We start from the raw sequence: 6,340 nt of genomic DNA, 5'->3' as shown, positions 1-6,340 counted from the left end.
AGTATTTCGCTTATGGTGAATCTAAATGTTGCGAATATTTGAGATAAGTAGGGTTAAGATATAGTTGTAATAAAGAATTGCTAATATATAGATGGATAATTATCCCGATAGACCAAAAAGAAACATAAGTGTCTTGAATAGTTAATTTAGTGGTGTATATAATTAACGGCTAATAATGAAATCGGTATATTCTGAGATTTGCTGAAAATGCTAAATTTTTAGCCACTCGTTATTGTTGTAGGTAATCAGGAAATATATTTAAGTTTGAACCTATGTGTTCATATACTCCAAACTGGGTATTTCAACGGATCTCATGGGATAGTAACGGATTACGCTATCCAGCTTTAATCATTTTCATATTTAAAATTTTGGCTAACACATTTGGCTCAAATTGATATTTGTTCTTTGTGCATACAGATGTTAATAATTATTCGAAAGGTATAAAAAAATGAGCTCTACCACTGATTTTCTGAAGCATATATACGATATTAATCTTTCATATTTGCTTTTAGCTCAAAAGCTTATCTCCCAGGAAAAAGCCACTGCCATGTTTAGACTCGGGATTTCAGATTCAATGGCAAACACTTTAGCAGAACTTTCATTACCTCAATTGGTTAAATTAGCGGAAACAAATCAGCTAATCTGCCAGTTTAGATTTGAAAATAGTGACACCATTGAAAAACTTACCCGAGAATCTCGAGTCGATGAATTGCAACAAATTCATACGGGTATCCTTCTATCGACTCGATTATTGCAAACGCATAATGAGTCCGATTCAGATATAGCGAGAAAAAGATGAGTAGCGTAGCTGAAAAAAGTATTGTCAAGGAAGCTAATGATATTCGTTTGGCAATGGAATTAATTTCTCTTGGGGCTCGTCTCCAAATGTTAGAAAGCGAAACTCAAATTAGTCGTGGACGTCTAGTGCGTTTATACAAAGAGCTCAGAGGCTGCCCACCACCAAAAGGGATGCTCCCTTTCTCAACAGATTGGTTCATGACATGGGAACAAAATATTCATTCTTCCATGTTTTATAACGCCTACCAATTTTTACTAAAAACAGGTCAATGTGAAGGGGTTGATGCCATCCTGAAAGCATATCGACTTTATCTCGAACAATGTTCACCAAATGAGGGTGATGAGCCGATTTTGGCATTAACTCGCGCTTGGACTCTAGTGCGTTTTGTGGAAAGTGGCATGTTGCAATGTTCCGATTGCAATTGTTGTAGTGGTTCATTTATCACCTATGCACACATTCCTGAAAATAGTTTTACGTGCAGCTTGTGCCAGCCACCATCACGAGCGATAAAAAAACGTAAACTTTCCGAGCATCTCGCCGATATTACGGAATATCGACAAGATGGCATTACCAAAGCGGTAATGTAATTGGATTAATTTGGTTTACAGGCAATTTCATTGCCTGTCCTTCCTCATATTCCCTTTGACTGCCATCTGTTAACCAACGGAGTGAAAGGGAATACTGTGTTAATACTCATCGGATATATCATTGTTACAGCTGCCGTTATCGGTGGCTATGTCATGGTCGGTGGTCATCTTGGCGCGCTGTACCAACCAGCTGAGTTTGTCATTATTTTGGGGGCTGGTTTAGGCGCATTTGTTGTGGGTAACAGTGGTAAAGCCATCGTTGCATTATGCAAAGTATTACCAAGACTCTTCCGTCGCTCTTCTTACAACAAAGCCATGTCAATGGACTTAATGGCTTTGTTATTTCAGCTTTTGAATAAATCTCGCCAACAAGGCCTACTTGCACTCGAAAAAGATATTGAAAATCCGCAAGAGAGTGAGATTTTCTCTCAGTATCCTCGCATTATCAAAGATCAAACTGCCATGATGTTTATCGTGGATTATTTACGTTTAATGGTGACGAGTAACCTGCAAGCGCATGAAATCGAAGCATTAATGGATGAGGAGCTAGAAACATTCCGTCAAGAAAACGAAGTACCAGCATCCGGTTTGAACATGGTGGGCGAATCCATGCCTGCGTTTGGGATCGTGGCGGCCGTTCTAGGGGTGGTAAATGCGCTAGCAGCTGCAGACCAACCTGCGGGTGAATTGGGCGCCTTGATTGCACATGCAATGGTAGGAACTTTCCTCGGTATTTTAGTGGCTTATGGTTTTGTTTTACCACTGGCTAGTTTGATTCGTCAGCGCAGTAGCGAACAATTAAAAATGATGGAGTGCATTAAAGTTACTTTCCTCTCTTCGTTGCAAGGGTATGCGCCTCAAATTGCGGTTGAGTTTGGTCGTAAAGTCTTATTTAGCGTCGATAGACCATCATTCCTTGAGCTGGAAGATAAAGTCCGCGAAGTCAAAGTCGGTAATCGCGCAACAGAAACCACTGAGGAGTAATCGCTAATGGCAGCCAATGGCCCTCAAATTATTCGTGTTAAGAAAAAAGGCGGTCATCAGCAGCACGCCCACGGCGGTGCATGGAAAATTGCATACGCTGATTTTATGACTGCGATGATGGCATTCTTTCTGGTTATGTGGCTGATCTCCATCTCCAGTCCTAAAGAATTAACCAAGATAGCGGAGTATTTTCGTACTCCGCTCAGTACTGCCATCAATCCAGGAACGAAAAGCGGAGATGCCACTAACCCCATTCCCGGCGGTGGAAAAGATCCGATTTTTCGTGATGGTGATGTAATGCCAGAGCCAAATAACATCATTTCCGGTGATGCAAATTATCGCTTTGAAAAAATAAAAGAAAATCTAGAGCAAGCGATTTTACAAGACCCTCGTTTGAATGAATTAAAACCCCATTTGTTGATTGACATGATCAACGATGGTTTACGAATTCAAATCGTAGATAGCGCCAATCGCCCTATGTTTAAAGTAGGCTCTGCCATCGTTGAACCTTACATGCGCGATATTCTGCGCGCGATTGCACCACTACTCAATGATGTTCCGAATCGCATTAGTATTTCTGGACATACGGATGACTTGCCGTATGCCAGCGAAGCCTATTACAGCAACTGGGAACTCTCATCCGATAGAGCCAACGCTTCTCGCCGTGAGCTGATCATGGGGGGAATGGATGAGCGCAAAGTTTTACGCGTAGTAGGAATGGCCTCGTCCATCCATTTAGACAAAGAAAACGGCTTAGCACCCGTCAACCGGCGGATCAGCATCATCGTATTGAATGAAGATGAAACAAATCAAATTTTACATGAATACGATGGCGCAACACCGATTAACGATGTGCTGAAAAAAGGCCCACAAGATGTGCCAATACCGGCAAACAGTGATGTCGTGACTGTGAAGGTGACAAAGTCACCCGATAAACAGTGATGATAAAAACCATAATCACCCGAATCTCACTACTGCCGGATTTATCCGGCAGTCAGTGTTAAGTGAAACTTAAGCGAAATTGGATAAAAAGCATGGATATTACCGAGTTTTATCAAACATTTTTCGATGAAGCCGATGAGTTGCTTAGGGATATGGAACAGCATTTGCTTGAGCTTGATCCTATTGACCCAGATAGCGAGCAGCTCAATGCCATATTCCGCAGTGCCCACTCAATTAAAGGTGGGGCGGCAACCTTTGGTTTCACTCATCTGCAAAATACCACACATACCTTAGAAAACTTGCTCGATAAGGCACGTCACGATGAGCTGACATTAACGCCAGATATTATTGACGTTTTCTTAGATGCAAAAGATGTGATGGTGTCCCAATTAGATGCCTATAAAAATGACTCATTACCGGATGATGAGACATTCAAACGCATTTGTGATGTGCTCAAAAGCATTGAACATGATGTCAGCGAGATCGGCTCGGAAGAGGTTGCCGCGATTGTTAACGCGAGTACCAAAGAGACTGACGATGTTGTGGATGACAGTGTTGTAGATGACGATGCTGCGACGGATGAGTCTTCCTCAGAAACCGCGATGCAAACTCATGCCGCATTGACAAATAACGAATTCTCTCACTATTTCATCATTACGTTGAACGGTCTGAAATCAACGGAAGTGGATGTATTAGCAGATGAATTAGGCTTATTCGGTAGCTTGTTTGGCTCTGAAAAAAGTGATTCTCGCTTAAAAGCGTGGCTAGGAACCAATACGGATATCGACGATATCTGTGGCGTGCTGTGTTTCGTCGTGGATGAGTCTCAAATCCAGCATAGCGAAATCAGTTTTGAAGAGTGCCAGCGTGCAACACAAGGTAGCAACCAGAAAAGTAAAGTTGCTGCAACTCTCGAAGAACTGGAAGCAACGGTGGAAGAGTTGGCGGCAATGGTTGAAACACCAACCGAGCCAGTTGAATCGCCTAAAGTGGCGGTTGCGGCACCGGCACTTGTTACAGCGCCAGCACCATCATCTGTACCGTCATCCGCTGCCGCTAAAAAAGCAGTTGCAGCGAAGCCCAAAGGGGATTCAAGCAGCATCCGTGTTGCCGTTGAAAAAGTTGACCAACTGATCAACTTAGTGGGCGAACTGGTGATCATCCAGTCAATGCTAACTCAGCATAGCCAACAAGTTGACCAAAACGAATATGCAGATTTACTCAGTTCTATCGTTCAATTAGAGCGTAACTCACGGGCTCTACAAGAGTCAGTCATGTCTATTCGTATGATGCCGATGGATTATGTCTTCAGTCGCTTCCCACGTATGGTGCGCGATATTGCCTCTAAACTGGGTAAGAAAATCGAATTGAAAGTGGAAGGTAGCTCAACTGAATTAGACAAGAGCCTTATCGAACGCATCGTCGATCCACTCAATCACCTTGTCCGTAACAGTCTCGATCATGGTATTGAAAAACCAGAAGTTCGTTTGGCAAATGGTAAGCCTGAAGCGGGAACATTGACGCTGTCTGCGGCGCATCAAAGCGGCAATATTTGCATCGAAGTACGCGATGATGGAGCCGGGCTAAACCGCGAACGAATTCTGGCTAAAGCTCGCTCTCAAGGCATTAATGTTCACGATGGCATGACCAATGACGAAGTTGCGATGTTGATCATGGCGCCAGGCTTCTCAACCGCCGAAGTTGTGACTGATGTATCGGGCCGTGGTGTCGGAATGGACGTGGTTAAACGAAACATTCAAGACATGGGTGGGCGCATTCAAATCGGTTTCACGGAAGGTAAAGGCACCATCATTCGTATTTTACTGCCATTAACCTTAGCCATTCTTGATGGTATGTCAGTCAAAGTCTCTGACGATGTGTTTATCGTGCCACTTAGCGCGATTATTAGCACATTACAGCCACGTCCAGAGGATATCTATCGCCTCGCAGGTGAAGAAAAAATGCTGCTCGTTCGCGGTGAATATTTACCACTGGTCGAATTGCATCACGTCTTTTCTATCGAAAACGCCGAACCAAATCTCGCCAATAGTATTGCGCTGATCATCCAAAATGCGGGGCATCGCTTTGCTTTATTGGTTGACAAGCTGGTAGGGCAGCAGCAGGTCGTGGTGAAAAACATCGAAAGTAATTATCGCAAAATTCCGGGAATTTCGGCTGCCACCATCATGGGTGATGGTTCTGTTTCGCTGATTTTAGACGTCGCAGAATTGCAGAGAATGAACAATAACATTTTGATTAATAAGAAACAGCCTGTTTCTCAACCAGTAATGCACTAAATAGAGGTTATATACCATGTCTATGTTAGATGACGATTTAAATAAGCTTGAAGAAGAAAAGAATGGCGAAGGCTACCTCATTTTTACGCTTGGTGAAGAAGAGTACGGCATCGAAATTTTACAAGTGCAAGAAATCCGCGGTTATGAGCAAGTGACACGGATTGCGAACACCCCTGACTTTATTAAAGGCGTAACCAACCTGCGTGGCGTCATTATTCCGATCATCGATCTGCGCATTAAGTTTTCCCATGAAAATGTGGTCTACAACGACAATACCGTCGTCATTGTTGTGAACTTAAAAGATCGCGTTGTTGGTATTGTGGTTGATGGTGTTTCTGATGTGCTAGTTCTACATGAAGAACAAATTGCACCGCCGCCAGATTTCGCTGTGACGTTATCGACTCAGTATCTAACAGGGTTAGGTACTGTGGGGGAGCGCATGTTGATTTTGGTTGATATTGAAAAGTTATTGACCAGCGAAGAAATGGCGTTAATCGACAACATCGCGGAATAATGCGCAGTTAAATCCGCTGATAATTTGCTCAAAAATGGTAAGTGATTAACTAAAGTTTTTGAGCAACTGTCCGATATCCAAACTACAACAACACTATGTTAGTAAAACACCATGTACAGTCGAATTAAAATCGTATCAGGACTTTTGTCCGTTATTTTTGTATTTATTTTATTGCAGCTGGTATCGAGTGGTTTGATGTTTACCAAACTCGGGGATA

At 42.7% G+C, this 6,340-nt stretch carries 7 protein-coding genes; all 7 read left to right on the top strand.

Translation table 11 applies throughout. The annotated features are described in order from the left end of the window. Positions 1-448: 448 nt before the first annotated feature. A complete protein-coding gene (gene flhD / locus PSF16_RS16155; RefSeq protein WP_006657486.1) occupies positions 449-799 on the top strand; it encodes a flagellar transcriptional regulator FlhD in 351 nt (116 codons plus the stop codon). Further along, on the top strand, positions 796-1,386 hold the full coding sequence (gene flhC, locus PSF16_RS16150) for a flagellar transcriptional regulator FlhC (RefSeq protein ID WP_006657487.1): 591 nt from the start codon (positions 796-798) through the stop codon (positions 1,384-1,386). The genes flhD and flhC overlap by 4 nt, the downstream gene beginning before the upstream one ends. Before the next feature lie 96 nt (positions 1,387-1,482). Then, positions 1,483-2,370 carry a flagellar motor stator protein MotA gene (gene motA, locus PSF16_RS16145; protein ID WP_272689672.1) on the top strand — a complete coding sequence of 296 codons (888 nt, stop codon included), beginning with the start codon at positions 1,483-1,485 and terminating at the stop codon, positions 2,368-2,370. A gap of 6 nt (positions 2,371-2,376) precedes the next feature. After that, positions 2,377-3,312 carry a flagellar motor protein MotB gene (motB, locus tag PSF16_RS16140; protein ID WP_272689671.1) on the top strand — a complete coding sequence of 312 codons (936 nt, stop codon included), beginning with the start codon at positions 2,377-2,379 and terminating at the stop codon, positions 3,310-3,312. Positions 3,313-3,404: 92 nt separating this feature from the next. After that, positions 3,405-5,609, top strand: a complete 2,205-nt coding sequence (cheA, locus tag PSF16_RS16135; protein WP_272689670.1) for a chemotaxis protein CheA — start codon at positions 3,405-3,407, stop codon at positions 5,607-5,609. A 16-nt stretch (positions 5,610-5,625) separates the two neighbouring features. Continuing rightward, a complete protein-coding gene (gene cheW, locus PSF16_RS16130) occupies positions 5,626-6,123 on the top strand; it encodes a chemotaxis protein CheW (protein WP_272689669.1) in 498 nt (165 codons plus the stop codon). Between the two features lie 111 nt (positions 6,124-6,234). Next, positions 6,235-6,340 (top strand): Tar ligand binding domain-containing protein (locus PSF16_RS16125; RefSeq protein ID WP_272689673.1); only part of this gene is annotated, 106 nt, incomplete at its 3' end.

The sequence above is a fragment of the Providencia sp. PROV033 genome, from assembly GCF_028484855.1.
GTDB lineage: Bacteria > Pseudomonadota > Gammaproteobacteria > Enterobacterales > Enterobacteriaceae > Providencia > Providencia alcalifaciens.
Note: the sequence above shows the minus strand (reverse complement) of the source record. Positions and strands in the feature narration are given on the sequence as shown.